This is a genomic window from Kineosporiaceae bacterium, assembly GCA_016713225.1.
Classification (GTDB): domain Bacteria; phylum Actinomycetota; class Actinomycetes; order Actinomycetales; family Kineosporiaceae; genus JADJPO01.
The window spans coordinates 526711-546522 of sequence record JADJPO010000002.1 but is presented as its reverse complement, the minus strand read 5'-3'; the positions used below and the strand labels follow the sequence as shown (position 1 = coordinate 546522).

At 69.7% G+C, this 19812-nt stretch carries 11 protein-coding genes, 1 tRNA gene and 4 pseudogenes; 1 reads left to right on the top strand and 15 read right to left on the bottom strand.

Going from position 1 to position 19812, the window contains the following annotated elements; all coding sequences use genetic code 11:
- Positions 1-41 precede the first annotated feature (41 nt).
- A complete protein-coding gene (locus IPK24_08500) occupies positions 42-869 on the top strand; it encodes an aminoglycoside phosphotransferase (GenBank protein MBK8075587.1) in 828 nt (275 codons plus the stop codon).
- Positions 870-981: 112 nt separating this feature from the next.
- On the opposite strand, the pseudogene IPK24_08495 reads toward IPK24_08500, so the two are convergent.
- From IPK24_08495 to tmk, 15 genes and pseudogenes are all read right to left on the bottom strand, one after another.
- Positions 982-1546: pseudogene (locus IPK24_08495) on the bottom strand (dihydrofolate reductase family protein).
- Positions 1547-1716: 170 nt separating this feature from the next.
- Positions 1717-2432 (bottom strand): annotated as a pseudogene (locus IPK24_08490) (ATP-binding protein).
- 56 nt (positions 2433-2488) lie between these two features.
- Positions 2489-3943 carry an IS21 family transposase gene (locus IPK24_08485; GenBank protein MBK8075586.1) on the bottom strand — a complete coding sequence of 485 codons (1455 nt, stop codon included), beginning with the start codon at positions 3941-3943 and terminating at the stop codon, positions 2489-2491.
- Positions 3944-4680: 737 nt separating this feature from the next.
- Positions 4681-5168 (bottom strand): annotated as a pseudogene (locus IPK24_08480) (SRPBCC domain-containing protein).
- A gap of 1236 nt (positions 5169-6404) precedes the next feature.
- Positions 6405-6854 (bottom strand): VOC family protein, encoded by a 450-nt coding sequence (locus IPK24_08475; GenBank protein MBK8075585.1) that lies wholly within the window; start codon positions 6852-6854, stop codon positions 6405-6407.
- Positions 6855-6969: 115 nt separating this feature from the next.
- On the bottom strand, positions 6970-7491 hold the full coding sequence (locus IPK24_08470; protein MBK8075584.1) for a sigma-70 family RNA polymerase sigma factor: 522 nt from the start codon (positions 7489-7491) through the stop codon (positions 6970-6972).
- A 669-nt stretch (positions 7492-8160) separates the two neighbouring features.
- Complete coding sequence (locus tag IPK24_08465) at positions 8161-8754, bottom strand: hypothetical protein (GenBank protein MBK8075583.1); 594 nt, start codon at positions 8752-8754, stop codon at positions 8161-8163.
- The gene (locus IPK24_08460; protein ID MBK8075582.1) at positions 8754-9239 is read right to left on the bottom strand and encodes a helix-turn-helix transcriptional regulator; all 486 of its coding nucleotides are present in this window, start codon (positions 9237-9239) and stop codon (positions 8754-8756) included. The genes IPK24_08465 and IPK24_08460 overlap by 1 nt, the downstream gene beginning before the upstream one ends.
- Positions 9240-9393: 154 nt before the next feature.
- A complete protein-coding gene (locus tag IPK24_08455; GenBank protein ID MBK8075581.1) occupies positions 9394-9768 on the bottom strand; it encodes a nuclear transport factor 2 family protein in 375 nt (124 codons plus the stop codon).
- A gap of 363 nt (positions 9769-10131) precedes the next feature.
- Positions 10132-10205 (bottom strand) — tRNA-Thr (locus tag IPK24_08450).
- Between the two features lie 97 nt (positions 10206-10302).
- Complete coding sequence (locus IPK24_08445) at positions 10303-11157, bottom strand: DUF5317 domain-containing protein (GenBank protein ID MBK8075580.1); 855 nt, start codon at positions 11155-11157, stop codon at positions 10303-10305.
- On the bottom strand, positions 11154-13226 hold the full coding sequence (locus tag IPK24_08440) for a bifunctional diguanylate cyclase/phosphodiesterase (protein MBK8075579.1): 2073 nt from the start codon (positions 13224-13226) through the stop codon (positions 11154-11156). Before IPK24_08440 ends, IPK24_08445 begins: the two co-directional genes overlap by 4 nt.
- 644 nt (positions 13227-13870) lie before the next feature.
- Positions 13871-15430, bottom strand: a complete 1560-nt coding sequence (locus tag IPK24_08435; GenBank protein MBK8075578.1) for an alpha/beta fold hydrolase — start codon at positions 15428-15430, stop codon at positions 13871-13873.
- Between the two features lie 101 nt (positions 15431-15531).
- Positions 15532-16740, bottom strand: coding sequence for a DNA polymerase III subunit delta' (locus tag IPK24_08430; GenBank protein MBK8075577.1), 1209 nt, complete (start codon positions 16738-16740; stop codon positions 15532-15534).
- An 830-nt stretch (positions 16741-17570) separates the two neighbouring features.
- Positions 17571-19595 (bottom strand): annotated as a pseudogene (gene tmk, locus IPK24_08425) (dTMP kinase).
- Positions 19596-19812: the final 217 nt, after the last annotated feature.

The following is a 19812-nucleotide window of genomic DNA, read 5'->3' as shown; positions in this document are numbered from 1 at the left end:
GAGCAGCAATCTCTCACCAACGGCCCGGTTAGGCTCATCGGGTGCGTCCGTCGGCTCGCGTTCTCGATCTGTTCGCGGTGCCGGACCTCGTGGAGCCCTTGGCCGGTGGGCAGAGCCGCACGGTGCGCGTCGGCGATCTGGTACTCAGCCCGGATCGAGACCCGGCGACGCAGGAGTGGCTCAGCCCCCTGATCGCCCGACTGGCGGTCGACCTCGACCAGGATCCGATGCGGCGGCGGCAGGACCTCCGGATCGCCGTCCCGGTACCGGCACGCGACGGTTCGTGGGTGGTCGAGGGCTGGGCGGCCAGCCGCTACGAGCCCGGGACGGCGCCCTGCCGCGATCTCGATGTCATCCTGGCTGCCGGGCACCTGCTGCACGCCCGCCTGGCCACGGCGGTCCATGAGCGACCGGCGCACCTCGACGCCCGTACGGACCGCTGGTTCGCGGCAGAACTGGTGGCCTTCGACGAGGCGCCGATGCCGGACGTCGAACCGGAGCTGGCCCGTCTGGTCGCGCGGGTCCGGAGGGCGATGCAGGCCGACGCCGGCGCCGGCGGAGCGCAGCTCGTACACGCCAACCTCGCGGGAAATGTGTTGTTGGACAAGGCGGGTGCTCCTGTCGTCATCGACCTCTCACCGGCATGGCGCCCCGTGCTGTGGGCCGACGCGGTGTGTGTCCTGGACGCCGTGCTCTGGGCCGGGGCCTCACCGGCGGTGCTCGCACGCTGGAATCACGGCCCGGAACGCACCGCGATGTTGCGCGCCATCGTGTTCCGTCTGCTGGGCGATACCCGACCGGATGTCGAGGCCTACGCCGACGTACTGTCGTCCCTCACGGCCGCGGCCACGGATGGGTCGGGTGGCTGAATCCGGCGGTCCGGTGCGGGACCGACGAGTTCTTCGGCGAGCAGGTCCATCAGCAGCCCGTCGTACCACGCGCCGTCCTCGCCGCGCTCATCCGAATTTCCTGACCTGGCGCTCAGCGCCGGGTCTCGTACCTGGTCAAGACCAGGCCGCCGGGGAACGTCCGGGTCTCCACCAGGCTCAGGTTCACCCAGTTGTCCAGGGTCGTGAAGAACGGCGCACCGCCACCCACCAAGACCGGCGCAGTGACCAGGATGTACTCGTCGATCAGCCCGGCCCGCATCGCCGCGGCGGCCAGGGTGGCACCACCGATGTCCATGGGGCCGCCGTCCTCGGCCTTCAGCCGGGTGATCTCGGTGACCGCGTCGCCAGTGACCAGGCGGGCGTTCCCGTCGACGGTGCTGATCGTGGAGGAGAACACCACCTTCGGCAGGTCCCGCCAGCGGCCGGCGTACTCGATCTCCGCCGGTGTCGCGCCGGGCTGCTGGTCGGCGGTCGGCCAGTGGGGAGTTCATCGTCTGCCAGAGCCTGCGCCCATAGAGCGACAGGCCGGTCGCCGACACCCGGTCGGACCACCACTGGAACAGCTCGTCGCTCGGCAGGCTCCAGCCGAGGTCGTCGCCGGCCGCGGCGATATAGCCGTCGAGGCTCACGTTCATGGCGAAGGTCAGTTTCCGCATGGCGTCAGCCTCCCGTGATTCGGTACTCGCTCACAGCACGGAGCGAGAATCATCGGCCGGGCCGCGCCGAAGGCGAACCCGAGACCGGCCGAACACCTGCTGTTCTGTTGTCAATGGCCAGGTTGTGGTCCCCGTTGGTGGCCAGTTGGAAGTCCCCACCTCGGGGTTGATCAGCGTGTGTTCTTGGTGGCACCTCCCCGGGCTCGGGCTTGTTTCATCCGGTAGGAGTCGCCGTCGGTGACCACGGTGTGGCAGTGGGTGCAGGAGCCGGTCGAGGAGGCTGACGGCGGTGGTGTGTTCGGGCGGGAACCGGCCCCAGGACTCGAACGGCCAGTGCGAGCCGATGCCCAGGGAGCGACGTTCGTAGGCGGCGGCGACGAACCGGAACAGCAGTTGGGCGCCGGTGTCGTCCAGGGGCGCGAACCCGAGTTCGTCGACCAGGACGACGTCGTTGCGCAGCAGGTTCTCGATCACTCTGCCGACGGAGTTGTCGGCCAGGGCGCGGTAGAGGGTTTCGACGAGGTCGGCGGCGGTGTAGTAGCGGACGCGGTGTCCGGCCTCGACGGCGGCGACCCCGAGAGCGACCAGGCAATGCGATTTGCCGGTGCCGGCCGGCCCGATGAAACAGGTGTTCTCCTTGCCGCGGATCCACTCCAGGGATGCGAGGTAGTCGAACGTTGCCTTCGGGATGGAGGATGCGGCGACGTCGAACTCCTCCAGCGTCTTGACCACCGGGAACGCCGCCGACCGCATCCGGTTGCGGGCATTGGACTCATCGCGGGCGGTGATCTCGGCCTCGACCAGGGTGCGCAGGAACTCCTCCGGGCTCCAGCGTTGGGTCTTGGCGGTGATGAGCAGCTCGGGGGCGACGACGCATCGCGGCCATCTTCAGCCGTTTCAGGCCCTCGTTGAGGTCGGCGGCCAGCGGCGGCGCTGCGGTGGTCACGACAACTCACCACCGATCGCGTAGTCGGCCAGGGACCGGGTCGGCACCGAGGGCAGGGTCATGACCAAGGCTTCGCCCGCCGGGCGCGGTGTGGGTGCGGCACCGGCGGCGGCGAGGATGGAGCGGACGTCGTCGGCGCGCCACCGCCCGAACTCGACCGCCCGGGCCAGCGCCGCGAGCAACGCCTCGTGGCCGTGGGCATCGTGCAGGACCAGGATCTGTTCCAGCTCGCCGGGCAGCCGGCTCACCCCGGCCGCGGCCGCACCGACCAGGAACGCCTCAGCGACCTCACCCAGGGCCAGGAACCGTTTCTCCACAACGGTTTTCGGTCGCGGCGCGCGACGTGGCTTGTCCGGGCGGGTCGAGCCGTAGTGCTCATCAAGGATGCTGGTCTCACCCGGGGCGACCAGGGTGTGTTCGGCGACGACCTCACCGGTGAACGCCTCCAGCACCTGCACCCGCGCGTCCAGCACGGTGAGCAGCACGCTGGTGCCGATGAGCCGGTTCGGGACCGAGTAGCGGGCCGACCCGAACCGGACACAGGACAGCTTGTCGACCTTGCGGCTGATCGGCGCAGCGCCGACCTCGAGCCGCAGCGACGGCAACGGCCCGAGAGGTCCCGTTCGGCCTCGAGCCGCTCGGCGGGGACGGCGCAGATCTCCGGAATGGACCACCGTGTTGACCTCGGCGCACCAGTGGCCGGCGGCCCGGTTCGCGCCGCCCAGATCACTCACCGACGGTTCGGCCGGCACCATCAGGTCCCGCTTGGCATACCCGACCAGCGCCTCCACGATCCCTTTCGACTCCGGATCCGCGGCCTGGCAGAAGTCCGGCCGGAACCCGTAGTGGGTGGCGAACCGGACATAGTCCGCGGTCGGAACCACCACATCGGCGACCACCCCAGCCTTCAGGCAGCCCATCCGGTCGGCCAACACGGTCTTCGGGACCCCACCGAGGACCTCGAAGCACTCTGCGAGCAGCCCGAGTGTGGTGGACGCCTTCTCGTCGGCGGCGAACCGGACGAACCGGATCCGCGACCAGGCCAACACCGCGCAGAACACGTGCACCCCCGCCTGGACACCCCAATCGATCACCAGCGTGTCCCCGGGCGTCCACACCGCCGGACGACGGCCCCGATGATGACCCCGCCGCCAGGCCGCCTTCTGCGCCGCGACCAGCCGCCGGAAGTTGCGGGCCGACCCCCCATAGCCCGCTGCGCGGGCAGCCGGTAACAGCCGCTTCGCGCTGATCTTCCCGTGCGTCGCGCGGACCTTGTCCGCGACCAGCGAGCTGACCTCGTCGTAGTTGTGGCCCCGGCCCTGGCGTTCCGATCCGCCATCACCGGCGTTGTGTCGTTCGACGACCCGCCGCACCGTCTTGTGCGTCGTCCCGCAGATCACTGCGGCCGCTCGATAACTCCCCACCTCACGGTAGGCAGCCAAGATGTCCATCCGTTCCCTCGCGTTCTTCAATACAGGCACCCTGCGCGGTCGATCCGATGTCTGGTTGGCACCGACACCGTCACCGCGCAGGGCCACCATCCCCTGGACAGGACACGCGAGGAGTGGGGACTTCTAACCGGCCACCAGCGGGGACCACCACCTGGCCACCAGTGGGGACTTTCTCATGGCCACGGACATCTGTCGGGGCCGCCCGTGGGAATCGGCTCACGACCTACGCATGACGAGTGCGAGGCCACCGTGCGCACATTGCTCGCGCCTCGATGACCTCCCGGGTAGCAGGGACAGCCTCGGCGACGTCCTCGACCTGGGGGGTGGAGCGCTCGGGGGCCGGGTACCGGGTGCGGTCTCAGCAGCGGGTGCATCCAGGAGAACGGCCGAAACGTCGACCCCTGGCCGCCACGCCCAGACACGAATGCCTCCCGGACGCCACACGGGCCGGCCAGCACCTGCGGTAGCACCACCACAACCGAAAGATGCACTCGGCTTGTGCGGAACAGACCATGGGCCCGCGGGTCAGTTCGACCTTCTCGTTGTCACATCGATCGTTTCGGCTCCGTCTCAACCACGGGAGACGTCCACCCATGGATGCACCCAGGCGGTGGCTGCCCTGTGCACCTAGGGGCTGAATCGCGCAAGCGGTTGCGGATGCTGTCACATGGACGCGCAAGGTTGGCGTGAAGTGGCCATCACGGTGATCCCCGCCGGCGACTGCAACCGCACGAGTCTCATCGGTGTCCTTCCCGGGCTTCGGTGATGGCGGCGAGTTGCGCGGTGACGGTGCCCCAGCCGTCGGCGAACCCCAATTGCTCGTGGTGCCTGCGCGAGCTCGGATCGGCGTGCCGGACGATCGCTTGGTAGGCGGTGCCCTGCGGGTGATCGCCGAACGTGATCTCCGCGGTCATGGACACCGGAGCGGGGCTGGTCGGGCGCCAGCGACTGTCGAGAGCGTTGGTGAACATGATCCGTTCGGCGGGCTCGACGACCACGAAGCAGGCGTCGAGGTGAGGGCTGAACGCCGCGCCGTCCTCGCTCATCGAGGTGACGAACGCGCCTCCCGGGACGACGTCGAGCCGCTCGACCCGACATGTCATGGGAGCCGGCAGCCACCAGCGGGCAAGGTCGAGCGGTCGGTCCATGCGTTCCACACCCGTTTGCGCGGGGCGCGGATCAGGCGTTCGATCCGCAGATCGAGGTTCGGGTCGAAGTCGATCATCAGGACGGCTCCTGCCGGGTGACGAACCGATCGAGGCGATCGGTGCGGTGCTGCCAGATCCCCCGTTGCTCGGCGAGCCACCTCTCGACGATGTCCAAGCGGGGGCGGTCGAGGGTCGGCCAGCGCCGTGAACACCTCGTCGAGCGGTGAATACTGTGCCACCCGGCTAAGTGTTTAGGGTCATGTGAGCAAGTGCAAGACCATCACCACAGCCCCGGTGACTCATCCGCGGTTGCCGCGTCGGGCCGCGTAGGTCCGGCGGCTCACGGTGTCGGGTCCAGATCACCGTCCCACCGGTGCGCATCAGCTCGGGAAGACGCTCCACCGTGCCGCGGACGTCCCGCTCCGGGAGGTTGCCCAACACCCTGCACACCAGGACGAAGTCTGCGGGAACCAGGTCCTGGTACACGGACGTGCTGGAGGCGTTGCCGATCAGCACGTCGACCGTATCGAGCCCGGCGCTGCGTGGATCCGCTTCGACCAAACGGCTCTCCACCACGGCATCGCCGACCGCCTGAACACCGCGCGAAGCCGCACGAACTGCAACCACATCAGCCCGGGTGGACGCTCCGGAATCTCGCCAGTTACTCCAAGCTTGCTGGTCGCCGCGAGGCCGTGTTGGTCGCCCTGGAGACTGAGCTCCGCCTCGTCGAGCAGGTGCCTCGTGGCTGTGACTCCCCCCAGCCGGGCGGCCACCACCACGTGCCGGATCAGTTCCACCTCTGATCGGGACAACCAGCCGCGACCGGTCTCGGCCAGAACAGCACCGCTGTCCCCGGATACGCGCTCTACCCATGACGGCACCCACTGGTCAACCGCAGAGGTCATCTGCCCGGCGACCTCGGCCACCGAGTCCGAGGAAACGTGCCACGAGCCGGGACGCCGTGGACCGCGGTCCCGACGGCCAACACGACCTGCCATTCGTCGTCATGATCTCGGGTGAACCAACCAGCAGCGCGAGGCCGCCACCCATCCTGACTGAGCGGCTCTCTGAGAGCCTCTTTGATGAGTGCCTGCCCTGACTGCACGGACAGATGGTCTCATCGACCACATTCCTCCAACTCCGTCATGACGTGGCCTGTCCGACTCTGAAACCGGCGCAATAGTCGCCCGTCCAGCGGCATGTGCGTGCGTCCGGCGCCGCCGCGGTGAGACTCAAGAGCGGGCACCATGAGGTCGTGGCGCCCACGAGCGCACCACAGGGTCCTCGTCACCGCAACCCGAGTCATCGTGCATTCAGGTGGTCTCCGCCGTCGGCCTGAGGAGCATCCAGCGGTGTCCGAATGGGTCGACGATCACCGAGCCACGACCGTAGGGCTGGTCGACCGGTTCCCGCTCCACCAGAGCGCCACCGCGCCGGGCCAGCTCCGTGATCGCGTCGACGTCATCGACCTGCAGGTGAAGGGTGTGGCTGAACGTGGCGGGGGAATCGGGTGCGCGCACGGGAACGTCGGGCCACAGGTCGGAGGCTTCGGCGAACATCAACACCGCCTCGCCGATGTCGACCTCGGCGTGGCCGATCGTGCCGTCCGCGTTGACGTGGAGTTCGCCGCGGCGCTGCGCCCCGAACACATCGATGTACCAGTCCATGGCGCGCCGGGCGTCAGACACGACGATGTAGGGGGTCAGCGTCGGAACCCGGGCGGGTTGGCGCTCGACGCGGGTCGGGGTGGTCTGCTGGGACATGGTTCCTCCCGAGGGTGTCAAGACCTTCCGGGTCAGCCGCAGCCGCAACCGCTCGGCGAAGTCGGGGTCGGGATCGGCAGGGTGACGGGCTCGCGCAATGCCTCGAACGGATCGGTCATCGCGAGCCCTCCTCTGCCTCGTACCCGCGGCGGAACGCGGTGCGGGCTCGCACCAGCAGCGCCTCGGTGGCGTGCACGGTGCGGTCCAGGTGCCGGGCCACCTCAGGCACGGGCAGCCCGTCGAGATAGCGCAACGTAAGCGCCGCCCGGTGGTGCGGGCCGAGCCGGTCGAGCACCTCACGGGCCCGGATTCTGTCGACGGCCGCCTCCCACGGGTCTTCGACGCGCGCCGGCTCGCCGTCCAGCAGACGCAACCCGCGCTGCTCCCGCTCAGCCCGCCGCCAGTGATCGGCGAGCTTGTGCCGGGCAACCCCGATCAGCCACGGGATCGACACATCGGGCGCGCCGGGCTTGCGGACCGCCTCCACGGCCGCCAGGAACGACTCGGCCGTGAGGTCCTCGGCCAGGCCGGTGTCACCGCAGCGGGCCAGCAGGTAGCCGTAGACGTGCGGCAGCGCATCGTCGTACAGCTTCAGCAGCCCGAACGCCGGGTCGGGCCGCACCTGTCGGTACGTCACACCCTCATCATCGTCCGGGAGGCCAGCACTCCGACGGGCCGTGCCAGACTTCTTGGGCAAGCCAATGGGCCACCTCGCGCCTGGGTAGATATGCGTGGAGTGAAGGCACTCATCTCGGCAGAGTCGTCCGTTCATCGATGCGAAAGGCGCACCGCACTCAGGGCCAATGGTTCATTCGCCGGAATGCCCTGGCGCACTGCCCCTCAGCCGAGCCGCAACCTACGCACACAGAATGCGTAGGCCTGACTGGCCCATGAGCACTCCACCGGACGTCGCTGCAGGTCAACGGCTTGCCGCCGCCCACCACGGGGCGTCGTCCTGGTCTGCGACGGGATCAACTGCAACCGGAACCGCCACCAGCAACGGCAATCACCGCATGCACCGGGTGGCGGCCGAGCACAAAGGCACAGGTCAGAGCCCTGACATGGGAGCAGCCTGTGGGAATCGAACCCACGACCTACGCATTACGAGTTCCCAGGAACTCCTTCGCAGGCCTTCGCCCACCGTCGATTCGTGCTCATGGCAACCGTTTTCGGTGACCGGCGAAGGGCAGCGAAGCCGCACGAACTGCAACCACAACTGCAACCAGCGAACTGCACCAGGGGCATGGTCGCCCGGTAGCGGGCCACCCACCTAGAAGGCGGGGATCGCGGAGGAGTCCGGCCGCCCTCAGTCCTCGGCTCCAGCAGAGACAGCTTCGGTGCTCGCAGAGCGGAGCCAGGCGATGGCTCTTTCCGCCGAGGCCTCGTGACATGGGTCGACCGTTGACAGTCGGGCGAGGATGATCGTGGGGTCGACGAGCCGTGCACGCAGGAGCGCGGCGACGAAGTTCCGGTCCTTCTCGCGGAGCGCGCAGAGCTTGGCGACGCAGACGTCTTCCTTGTCCAGACACCAACCGGTGAACCGCGGCTCACCCGAGGGCGCTGCCGTGTTGGCGTTCTGCACCTTGACCAGGCGGTCACGCCATCCATCGGGGAGCGCGGAGGTGCTCAGGTCGACGCCGTCGATGCTGAACCCGTGCAGTTCCTCGAACGATGAGAACTCCCCCGCCACTCCCTCGATCAGATCGGCCAGGCGCGCCGTCTCATCGTTGTCGTCGGCGATCGGGAGGATGTCGATCTCGACCGACATGGTGGCGTCGGCGGGGAGTTGGTCTTCCCGGAAGGTCCCCAAGATCGACTGCGACCCGACCACGATCACCTCGTGCCGACCGATGATCTGGCAGGCGGTGCGGATCGCATGCTCGAGCTGGTCACGACGCATCAGCCGACCTCCGCCAGGACGCGCGTCCGCTCCTCCTGGGTGAGCACGCCACCGAACGGTGAGACCTCGCGCATCTCGATCGACTCACGGTCCAGCCCGGTCAGCACCCGGTGCAACCCGAGGACGTCCCCGCCTTCGACCAGGTAGGTCCAGCGGTCGAGATGCCGCAGGTGCGGCTGCCCGGTGACCTGCCCTCGCAGCCGGTGCAGGTTCCGCTCGATGGTGGGGCGCCACTGCTCAAGGCTGACCCGGTCGAGACCGCACGAGAGCTGGCGATGCAACCGCCACGAGCGGCGCTCCGAACGTGTCAGGTCGGGTTCGACCGGCCGCCGGATCACCTCGAGCCGATACCCCATGCAGAACAGCAACCGCTCCAACTGCTCGTCACTCAGCTCGACCTTGCCGGACAGGAACTGACTGATGCTCGGCTGATGAACGCCACTGAACCGAGACAACTGCGACTGAGTGGTGCCCGTCACGAGCATCACCTCACGCAACACATCACGTCGACCAGTCACACGACTAACATAGCATTACATGCTATGGGAATGGAGCCGCCTCGGCGACCTTCGAATGGCCCCGACACGAACACACCGCATCGACGCGTGAGCAGTCACGCACAGCGGCATTGTGCGAAGGTCAGGGACGGCGTGGCCCTGCGTGACCGGCGAGGCACTGCCAGCCGCCGGGCAGGCGCACCCAGACCTGCGTCATGGGCATCTTGAACGTCTCGGGCTCGTGGTCTTCGGAAAGCACTACGTCGGACACCTCGGCGTGGAGTACAGCGGTATCGCCGACCACCACGACTGCAGCACTGCCCAAGTCCTGGGAACGCCAGGCCGTGCGCCCATCGGTGTTCCGACGGATGTACTCGGACCTACCGAAGACTTCGCCTGCGTGGGTGGTCCACCTCAACCCCTCATGAAGGAGGCGGGACAGCTCCTCGGCGTCACCCAACGCGAGCGCAGTCGCCCGCGCCTCGGCGGCCGCAATGACGTCTTCGACATCACCCATACGCGTGAGCCTGACACGGCGTTCGAGACGGTGCTCCACACGCACTCAACTCGGCAGGGTCGCGCGTTCGTCGAGCGAAGGCGCGACGCACTCGAGGCCACTGGTTCTTTCGCCGGGAATCCCCCAGCGCGCAGCCCGTCGCCCGAGCCGCAACCTACGCACACAGAATGCGTAGGCCTGACTGGCCCATGAGCACTCCACCGGACGTCGCTGCAGGTCAACGGCTTGCCGCCGCCACCACGTGGCGTCGTCCTGATCGGCGGCGGGATCAACCGCAACCGGAACTGCCACCAGCAACGGCAACCAGGACACGTACCGGGTAACGGCTGAGCACAAAGGCACAGGTCAGAGCCCTGACATGGGAGCCGCCTGTGGGAATCGAACCCACGACCTACGCATTACGAGTGCGTTGCTCTGGCCGACTGAGCTAAGGCGGCGTGTGCCGCCCAGAAGGACAGGTGGCACGGGCATCGAGTATAGGGGCCACACGGAGCACGCCCGTGCGCGGCCACGTCACCCCCAGGGCGACCCTGGTCAGCGGCGGCGATCGCTCGTCGTCCGGCGCCGGCCCCGGGTCGGGGTGACGGTGGCACCCGCGACGGCGACGAGCGAGCCGTCGGGTACCGCAGCGGGCTCGCCGTCCTGGTGCGTGATCTCGTCCCGCAGCGCGCGGCGGCGTTGCTGCGGGAGGCGAGGGCGTCCCGACGCGTCGCCCTCACCTCCCGCAGCCCCGCTCCCCGATGCGCCCCCCGAGGCGCCCCCCGCCATTCCACCCGAGACATCCCCCGACACCTTCGGCTCCCGCACCGAACCCGAGGCCAGGTGCCGCGGCGTCCCGTGCCCGGCCGAACGCGGAGACCACGTCGGCGTCCATCGACTGCCACAGATCCTCAGTGAGGCATACCCCACACCGAGCACGATCCACACATCTCCGAGGCTGAACACGTTCGACAGCGGCCAACTGGCCGGGATCGCGAACACGTCGCCCAGGAAGCCCAGCCGGGCGCCGTCCAGCACCCCCGAGTTGGTGAACTCGTGCGCCCGCTGATCGATTCCGGCCCGGCGCAGCGCCTCGGCGCTGGCGGGCAACGTCCCCCCGTTGAGCGAGATGGCCAAACCATTGCTCGCCGCACCGAGCGCCAGCACCACCATGCCGGGCACCCGCCGGTTGGCCCACAGGAACGCACCCGCCGCCACGTAGGTGCTCACGTGCACGCCACCCAGCAGCCACTGCGGACGGGTGAAGATCTCGATCACCACGATCTGGGTCGCCAGCGCCAGCCCGACCAACCAGGTCAACTTCAGCCGGACGCCGGCCAGCCGCCGCAGCCGCCCGCCGATCACCGCGGGCAGCAACAACACGAACAGCGCTGCCACCGGAATGATCACGAGCGCACCTCCTGGCGGGGAAGGGCCGCGGCCACCTCGCCCGCGCGCCGGGAATCGAGCCAGGTCAGCAGGGACTCCTCCGACATCGGTCGGGCGATGTGGAATCCCTGCACCCGGTCGCACCCCAGGTCGGCCAGTCGGCCCAGCGTCGCCGGGTCCTCGACACCCTCGGCCACCACGGTCAATCCCAGCCCGTGGGCGAGCTCGATGGTCGACCGGACGATCACCTCATCGTTCTCGTCGGCCAACATGTGCGTCACGAAGGACTTGTCGACCTTCAGGTCGTCCGGCCTGAGCTGCTGCAGGTAGGACAGCGATGAGTACCCGGTGCCGAAGTCGTCGACCGCCAGGCGCACGCCCAGCTCACGCAGTTCGCGCAGCACCCCGAGCGCCCGGCGGGGGTCGGCGAGCAGTGTCGACTCGGTCACCTCCAGGGTCAACCGCTCGGCCGGCACCGACCGCTCGGCCAACACCTCACGGACCCAGGTGGGCACCTCGAGGTCCTGCAGCAACCGCACCGAGACGTTCACGGCCATCGACAGGTCGTGGCCCGCGACCCGCAGTCGGTCGAGCGCCCGCAACGACTCCTCGACCGCCCGATGCGACATGTTGCGGATCGCTCCACAGTTCTCCGCCAAGGGGATGAACACCTCGGGCTCGATCGGGCCGTGCACCGGGTGCCGCCACCGCATCAGCGCCTCGAGGCAGACCACCCGGCCGGTCGCCGTCTCGATCTGTGGCTGGAACACCAACCCGAACCCCTCGGGGACGCCGTCCCCCGCCAGGTCGGCCACCAGAGCCAGCCGCATCACGGTGTTCTGGTCGTACTCGGGGCTGTAGACCTGCACGTCACCGCGGTTGTTCTTGGCCTGGTAGAGCGCGATGTCCGCGCGCTGTAACAAGGTGTCGGTGGTCGCCTCGTGATCGTTGCTCAGCGCGATGCCGATGCTCGCCCCGATACCGATCCGGACGTCGTCGACCACCACCGGTTCACGCAACCGGCTCGAGATGCGGGCGGCCAGCTCGCGCACCTGCTCGGGTTCGGGCACCGGGCCGATCACGACGGCGAACTCGTCGCCCCCCAGGCGGGCCACGGTCGCCCCGTCCGGCTGGCAGGCACTCACCCGGCGGGCCACCTCACGCAGCAAGGCGTCGCCCACATGGTGTCCCAGCGTGTCGTTGACGTCCTTGAAGTGGTCCAGGTCGAGCAGCATCACGCCCACCAGGCCACCCACCTCTCGTGCCTGGGTCAGCGCCCGGTCGGCCCGCATCCGGAGCAGGGTTCGGTTGGCCAGCCCGGTCAGTCCGTCGTGCAACGCCTCGTACTGCCGTTGCGCCGCGATCCCCGCGCTGCGCTGCACCCCCACCAACGGCAGCGCGACCAACCCGAGCACCAACACCGAGTACTGCGAGGCCATGGCCGCCACCGGCGCCAGCCCGATGAGGATCACCGTGGTCAGTCCTTGCGCCCGCAGATCGCCCTCGATCACGGCCAGAGCGCTGCGCCCGGCCTGCAGCGCCACCGCCAGGGCGACCGCACCGTTGTTGACCACGAAGAACGTCGCTCCAGCGACCAGCGCCGCGACGACTTGATCGGAGGTGATCGTGGTCGTGGGGTCGAGCATCCCCGCGCCGGTCATCAGGCAGAACACGGCACGTGCCGAAGCCAGGGTGAGGATGTACTGCGCGACGTTGAAGGCAGCGCGTAGTCGTTGTCGCCCGCCCAGGGCATCGCTGGCGGCCACCGCCACCCCCTGGACCAACAGGGCCAGGACGAGCGGTCCGGACAGCAGCAGGGCCAGGGCAAAGGTGGTCGAGACGGTCACCTGATCGGTGTCGCCGTCGGCCCGCGCGACGTGCACCGGACGCAGCTCACCCAGCACCAGCAGCCCGGCCAGCAGGTAGCAGGTCACCAGATCGGGACTTCCCCAGTCGACGGTCGAGATCTGTCGCACCGCGACCACGCCGAAGAGCACCACTGCGCACACCACGATGCCGACCGCGTACACGGTCACCACGGCAGGCCGGCGACGGCGCACCGAGGCGCCGTCCGCAGTCGCCGTGCTCATGCGCGAGGTCCCCTCCCTGATTCCCATGGCTGCCCCGAAACGGAAGTGGCCACGTGTGCCGCATCGGCTCGCGTCGCCGTCGCCTGAGGCCACGGTGGCCACAAACACCCGAGTGCCCGTGCCGGGGCACGGGCACTCGGGTGCTGGGAAGTCAGGATCTCTGCGGGAAAGGGGAGCGCCGCGGGTGCGGTCCCGGACGCGCTGAGCCGATCGATCAGGCCCACTTCTTACCGGCGAACACGACGCCGGCCACGACTCGGGTGGCGGTCATGCTCAGAACCACTTCACGCCGGCGCCGACAACGGAAGCCACGGCGATGACGCTCGCCGCGGCACTGACAGCCTTGGACAGGATGGTGATCTTCATAGGTGTTCGGTCTCCTCGATCGTTCCCCGGACCCTGCGGCCCGCTCGAGTTCAATAGTGGCTATGGGTAGTCGCCAAAGCACTATGTGTAAGGCCGGACCACTCGGACGGATTGCCGCTGGTCAGAGCGGGTGAGTCCCGCCCGACCAAACGGGCACCCGCACCGGGCCGCGTGACGCCCCAACGGCGTATCTCGGCGTCGTCGGCTACGCCATCCGGGGACATCACGACCGGACGATCACCCTGAGTGGGCGGTACCCAGCGTGACCGCAGGAAGGGTCAGCTGCAGCGCAGGCCCTCGGCAGGCAGCGTTCCCCTGAGCAGATAGGTGTTGACGGCCGAGTCCAGACAGGTATTGCCGTTGCCGTAGGCGGTGTGCCCGTCGCCCTCGAGGGTGATCAGCCGGGCCGCCGCGAGCTGCTTCGACACCGACACCGCGTCCTCGTACGGCGTGGCCGGGTCATTCGTGGTGCCCACGACCAGGATCGGCGCCGCTCCCGACGCCGACAGCTTCTTCGCCGGCATCACCGCGTCGTGGGGCCACTCGGCACACGTGACCGCCCCCCAACCGAGCAGGTCGCCGAAGGGCGCCGCGGTCTGCTTCATGCGCTCGGCGTCGGCCTTGATCTGCGCGACGGTCCGCCGGTCGGCGTGGTCCATACAGAAGATCGGGCTGGTCACCTGGAGGATCTGTTCGTATCGGCCGTCCACGTCGCGGCGGAGATAGGTGTCGGCCAACAGCAGCATCGTGGTGCCGTCACCGCTCAGCGCCTCCGTGAGGCCCTGGGTGACGGTGGGCCACAACGAGGTGCTGTACATGCCGCCGAGCAACCCGGTCAGGAACAGCGCCTGAGTCAGCGGCCTCCCATCGGTGCGCAGCGCCTTGGCGTCGATCTGCCGGCTCAGCTGCTCGAGCTGCCCAACCGCCTGGTCCCGGGTGCCCCGCAACGGGCAGGCCTCCTCGGCCAGACAGTGAGCGATGAAGGAGTCCACCGCCCGCCCGAAGCCCTTGGCCTGGGACTCGGCGAACTGCCCCGCCGTCGCCGACGGGTCCACGACGCCGTCCAGCACGATGCGTCCGACCCGCCAGGGGAAGGTCTCGGCGTACCACACGCCCAGGTAGGTGCCGTACGACACCCCCATGAACGTCAGCGTCTGATCCCCCAGGACGGCGCGCAGCACGTCCATGTCCTTGACCGTGCTCAGGGTGTCGAGGTGTGGGAGCAGCTCACCGGAGTGCTGCTGACAGGCCGCTGCGTAGCGCTTGTTCTCCGCGACCCACGCCTCCTCCTCCGCCACGGTGTCGGGCGTGGAGTCGATCGCGTAGAAGGCGTCCTGCTGATCGTTCGGCAGACACGTCACGGCCGGTTGGCTCTGACCGACCCCGCGGGTGTCCCAACTCACCACGTCGTAGACCTTGCGCACCTCGCGTGGCAGCTGGCCGTACAGGGCCGGGGCGTAATCGACACCCGACGCACCCGGACCACCCGGGTTGAACATCAACGCGCCGATCCGCGTGCCGGTCGCCGTCTTGCGGGTCACGGCCAGTTGCAGGGTCGCCCCGGCCGGCTCCGCCCAGTCGACCGGCACGGTGACCTTGGCGCACTCGAACCCGTCGGTGCAGCCCTTCCACGCCGGTTTCTGGCCGTAGTACTGGGCCAGTGCCGGGTCGGTCGCCGGATCGCGGCGTTCGGTCGTGACGGACGTGGCCGGCCCGGGCTGGGCCGGCTTCGCCGCGGAGTCCCCACCGGGCAGGCCGAGCGGGCCACAGGCGGCGAGCACCAGGACGACGACGCAGGCGGCGACCAGGGACGACGCTCGTCGGACGGCATCGGTCATGCGGTAGGACCCCCACGAGGATGATCGAGAGCGCACCTGGCCCGGGGGCGGCGCACCGGGTCGAGATGTCACAGTGCTGATCGGATTTGCTGAACGGAAGGCTATCCCGCGCGACGGCGCGCGCCGTCCATGGGTACCTCCCCGAGCAAGGCGACCATCAGCGCCTCCACCGCCAGCAATGGCGCCACATTCGCCTCGATCCGTTCTCGCGCAACGCCGATGGCCTCCAGGCGGCGAAGCGTCGCCTCGGGTGTTCCGGCCCGGGCCAGGCGGTCGATGTCGGGCCACGACTCGGGGTTGGTCAACTCTGATCCGGTATCGAGCTGGGTCACCAGCACATCGCGGAAGAACGACATCAGGTCGGTCAGCGACCGGTCGAGGACGTCGCGCTGGGCGCGCGTGGCGCGGCGCTTCTGGTTCTCCTCCAACGTCTTCAGCTGACTACGCACCGCCGGCGGCAGGGTGGACAACCCCTCGGCGCCCAGGGTGTGCAGCAGCTGAGCCCGCTCGGCCGCATCGCGTTCACCGGTGGCGGCCTTGGACTCCTCGGTGGCCACCTCGACGAGCTGACCGGCAGCCATCACCGCTGCCCCGACGCCACTCAGCTGGGTCGGCAACCGCACGATGTCCCGGCGCCGGATCCGGGCGCCCTCGTCCGTCGCCAGCCGCCGGGCCAGGCCGATGTGACTGCCCGCAGCCCGGGCCGCGAAGGCGGCGATGGCCGGGTCCACCGCGTGCCGGCGCACCAGCAACGCCGCGACGTCCTCGACCGGCGGCACCCGCAACCCGACGTGCCGACAGCGGGATCGGATGGTGACCAGCACGTCGTCGGGGCTGGGGGCACACAGCAGCCAGACCGTCCGCGGCGGTGGCTCCTCGATCGCCTTGAGCAACATGTTGCCCGAGGTGTCGTTGAGCCGATCGGCGTCCTCGATCACGATCACGCGCCAGCGGCCCAGGGTGGGCCGCTGCGAGGCCAGGGTCACCAGCGGCCGGACCTCGTCGGCGCGCAGGTGAACGTGCTCGGTCGCGATCAGGGTGACGTCCGGGTGCGACCCGGCCAGCGCCGTCCGGCACTCGTGACACCGACCGCAGCCAGCCTCGCTGCACTGCAACGCGGCGGCGAACGCCCGAGCCGCCGTCGACCGGCCACTACCGGGGGGGCCGGTCAGCAACCAGGCGTGGGTCATGCCGGACGACGCGTCCAGCACCGAACCAGACCCCGAACCCGGCACCGTGTCCGGCGCGCTCGCACGCGACAGGACGCCGACCGCCTCGGTCTGCCCGACCAGATCGGCCCACACGCTCACGTCTGGGTCCAGCCGCCGAACAGCTCGTCGCGCAGGTCGCGGACACCGGGCTGGGGTGGCGTGTGTTCCGGCGCCTCGGGGGGTTCGCTCACCGCCTCGACGGGATCGTTCGCCACCGGAGCCGGCCGGGCGAGCTGCGGGTTGAGGTGTGCCAACGGCAGCGGCTCGGTCTCGCCGGCGTCGGTGAACCAGGCCCGTTGCGGATGGGTGGCCACGTGCTCACCCCGGGGTCGGCGACGGTCCTCCACCCGCACGACCGGTGCCGCCGTCGGTGCCGCCATCGGGGACGGCGTGGGCTGGGTCGCGACCGGGGCAGGTGGTACGGCCGGGGCCGGTGACGCGGTGACCACCGGAGCCGGGGCCGGCTGGGCCGGGGCCGGCTGGGCCGGGGCCGGCCGCGCAGTGATGGGTGCCGACACGGTCACGGTGGGCGGTGGCCCGGGGACGCGCGCAGTCACCAGCGGCAAGGGTTCGGTGGGCGGCTCGGCGTTCATCTCGCGATGGCGCAGGGCCGGGCCGCTGGGTGCGTCGCCCCGCGATACCACAGCCGGCGCCAGGCTCACGACCTGCTGGTCCTCGCGGGCGGTCAGGGCGGCGCGCTCGGCCTCCTCGGCGTAGCGCCGCTCGACCTCCTCCTGCAACTGACGGTCGGCCTCTTCTCGTGCCCGACGGGTGGCCTCCTGACGGGCTCGGGCCTCGTCGCGGCTGCGCCCCCGCAGCTCGGCGTCCAAGCGCAGTACCTCGGCCTCGGCCGCGGCGCGCCGACGGCGGGCGTCCTCTTCGGCGGCCAACCGGGCGGCCAGTTCGGCCCGGCGCTTGCGCGAGATCGGGACCACGTCGCGCACCCGGCGCCGGATCGCCTCCTGGATCTCCTCCCGAGGATCGGACCCGTCGAGCACGAGGTAGCGGTGGGGATCCGTCCGGGCCAGGTCGAGGAAGGCCTGACGAACCCGGTCGTGGAACTCCTCCGGCTGGGCCTCCATCTTGTCGGCGCCGTTGCGCTTGGGGTCGTTGGCCCGGCGGACCCGCGAGATCTCGGGCGGGATGTCCAACAACACGGTCAGGTCGGGCACCAGGCCCGCGGTGGCCCAGCGGGAGATGTAGCCGATGTCGTCGGCCCCCAGCGCGCGGCCCACGCCCTGGTAGGCGATCGAGGAGTCGACGTACCGATCCGTGATCACGATCGCGCCCCGGGCCAGGGCCGGCCGCACCAACGAGTCGATGTGGTGGGCGCGGTCGGCGGCGAAGAGCAGGGCCTCGGCCCGGGGCCCCACGGACTCACCCTCACCGAGCAACACCTCGCGCAGCCGGACGCCGACCGCGGTCGCGCCGGGTTCGCGGGTGAGCACCACGTCGTGGCCCTGGTCGGAACGCAACCAGTCGGCCAGCACCCGGGCCTGGGTGGACTTGCCGGTGCCGTCGCCGCCCTCGAAGGCGATCAACCAGCCGTTGTAGGGCCGGGACGAGCGTGCCGAGACGCTCGCCTCGGGCATTCGCCGATCGGCCCACAGGGCGAACAGATCGCTGCGCAGTCGCGCTCCGGGCCGGTCGTCCATCGCTCGATAGGCCATCGTGCCCACGACCAGGGCGATCACCCCGGCCAGGCCGAACACCCAGGCGGCACCGTTGTAGACCAGCCGTTCGTTCCACGGCAGCACCACGGTGTGTCGTCCCACGGCCGCGGCCAGGGCGGGGCCTGCGGCCAGGGCCAGCAGCAGGACGATGCGTGCCGCCGAGTGCAGGAAGCCGAAGGTGCGCCCCCGGATCTCGTCGGTCACCTCGAGCCCGAGCAGGGTGTAGCCGATGACCCAGGCGACGCCCCCGCTCAGCCCCAGACAGACCGTGAACAGCACGGCCAGGACCAGATTGGGCACCAGGGCCAGCAGCGCGAGGAACAGCCCGGCGGACACCAGGGCGAGCCCGAACAGCCGCCGTCGCGAGAATCCGGCGAGCAACCGGGGGCCCAGCCACATGCCGCCGGCCAGCCCGGTGAAGACTGCCCCGAACAGCACCCCGAAGCCCGCCTGACCTGCACCCAGATCGATGACGAAGGTCTGCGCCAGGCCGACGACCAGACCGCCGGCGGCGAACGCCCCGAGCATGCCCAGCACCAGACCGCGGACCAGACGGTTCTGGGCGACGAAACGCCAGCCGCCCATGATCGAGGCCAGCACGGGCTCGGCTCGGGCCACCTCGCGGGCGCCGGTATCGGGGATGTCCAGTCGCCAGATCACCAATGCAGAGATCAAGAAGGTCAGGGCGTTGGCCCACAGCGCGACCGTGACCGGTGAGACATCGGGCAGCGACGGCATCGCGGTCGAACCGTCGGCCAGCAGGGACAACACGATGTAGAGCAAGGCGGCGATCGGCGCCGAACCGAAGGTGGCCACCAGGTTGAGCTGGTTGGCGGCCTCCAATCGGCGCCGGGGAACCAGGTTGGGCACCGTGGCATCGTTGGCCGGGCTCCAGAACAGCGCCACACACTCGATCAGCAGAGTGGCGGCGAACAGCCAGGGCAGCGTGCCGACGACGACGATCGAGGCGAAGAGGCCGAACCGGAGCAGGTCGGCGACCACCATCGTCCAGCGCCGGTCGAGCCGATCGGCCAGGGCTCCGGCCAGCGGACCCAGCACGACCGCCGGTGCCAACCGCAGGATGAACACCCCGGCGATGGCGATGTTCTGCGCGGCATAGGAGCTCTGGGCCAGCGAGCCGGCCATCGCCGCGGTGGCGAGCAGGCCGAGCCAATCACCCAGGCTGGACAGCCCGCAGGCGAGCCACAGCCGTCGGAACGCCGTGATGCCCAGTACCGCGCGGATGTCGTGGTCGGGCGCGGGATCGTCGTCCGACAGCACGCCGACAGGGCTGTCGGACGCACCGACACCACTCGCCAGCCCAGTCACCGGGCCAGGGTAACCGCGACGGGTGACAACGGGCAGGTCGATGTCGACTCACATGGGCGAGGCGGTCCCGGGCTTCCAGTCCGTGGTGGTGCCCGGGAAGGGGCACGCAACGACCCCCGAAGCACCGGTAGTTGTCGCCCTGCTGCCGCCCCGAAGGCGGTCACGGACA

Bases quoted from the DNA above. Each gene is read 5' to 3' on its own strand.
- IPK24_08485 (MBK8075586.1), bottom strand. From the start codon at position 3,943: ATGGACATCTTGGCTGCCTACCGTGAGGTGGGGAGTTATCGAGCGGCC.
- IPK24_08475 (MBK8075585.1), bottom strand. From the start codon at position 6,854: ATGTCCCAGCAGACCACCCCGACCCGCGTCGAGCGCCAACCCGCCCGG.
- IPK24_08465 (MBK8075583.1), bottom strand. From the start codon at position 8,754: ATGCGTCGTGACCAGCTCGAGCATGCGATCCGCACCGCCTGCCAGATC.
- IPK24_08460 (MBK8075582.1), bottom strand. From the start codon at position 9,239: ATGCTCGTGACGGGCACCACTCAGTCGCAGTTGTCTCGGTTCAGTGGC.
- IPK24_08455 (MBK8075581.1), bottom strand. From the start codon at position 9,768: ATGGGTGATGTCGAAGACGTCATTGCGGCCGCCGAGGCGCGGGCGACT.
- IPK24_08440 (MBK8075579.1), bottom strand. From the start codon at position 13,226: ATGAGCACGGCGACTGCGGACGGCGCCTCGGTGCGCCGTCGCCGGCCT.
- IPK24_08435 (MBK8075578.1), bottom strand. From the start codon at position 15,430: ATGACCGATGCCGTCCGACGAGCGTCGTCCCTGGTCGCCGCCTGCGTC.